Here is an 805-nt window from a genome sequence, read left to right on the forward strand (position 1 = left end):
GTGTCGGTACGAAGGTCGACATCGCCCGTCGGATGGGCGTCTACGACACGATCGGTCATGACCTGGTCGCGATGGTCATGGACGACATCGTGGTGTGCGGCGCCGAGCCGTTGTTCATGACGGACTACATCTGCGTCGGCAAGGTCCACCCCGAGCGGGTCGCCGCCATCGTCAAGGGCATCGCCGAGGGCTGCGTCCTGGCCGGCTGCGCGCTCGTCGGCGGCGAGACCGCCGAGCACCCGGGTCTGCTGGGTGCGGACGACTTCGATGTCGCGGGTGCCGGTACGGGTGTGGTGGAGGCGGACCGGCTGCTGGGCGCCGATCGCATCCGTACGGGGGATGTGGTGATCGCGATGGCGTCCTCGGGTCTTCACTCCAATGGGTATTCGCTGGTGCGGCATGTGTTGTTCGACCGGGCCGGGATGCGTCTGGAGCAGCGGGTGGAGGAGCTGGGGCGGACGCTGGGCGAGGAGTTGCTGGAGCCGACGCGGATCTATTCGCTGGACTGCCTGGCGTTGACCCGGACGGCGGAGGTGCACGCGTTCAGCCACATCACCGGTGGTGGTCTGGCGGCGAATCTGGCGCGGGTGATCCCAAAGGGGCTGCACGCCGCGGTCGACCGGTCGACGTGGGCGCCGGGCGCGGTGTTCGACCTGGTGGGCGGGGCGGGCCGGGTGGAGCGGCTGGAGCTGGAGAAGACGCTGAACATGGGTGTCGGCATGATGGCCGTGGTGCCGGCGGAGTCGGTGGACGTGGCGCTGACCACCCTCGCCGACCGGGGCCTGGACGCCTGGGTGGCCGGCGA

The 805-nt window shown here is 69.8% G+C and carries 1 protein-coding gene; it reads left to right on the forward strand.

Annotation, left to right across the window (positions count from 1 at the left end):
- On the forward strand, positions 1-805 hold an 805-nt coding region (gene purM, locus IE109_RS32835), incomplete at both ends, for a phosphoribosylformylglycinamidine cyclo-ligase (protein WP_189555005.1).

Origin of the sequence: Streptomyces lavendofoliae, assembly GCF_014649735.1 — a bacterium.
In the GTDB taxonomy this organism is placed as follows: Bacteria; Actinomycetota; Actinomycetes; order Streptomycetales; family Streptomycetaceae; genus Streptomyces; species Streptomyces lavendofoliae.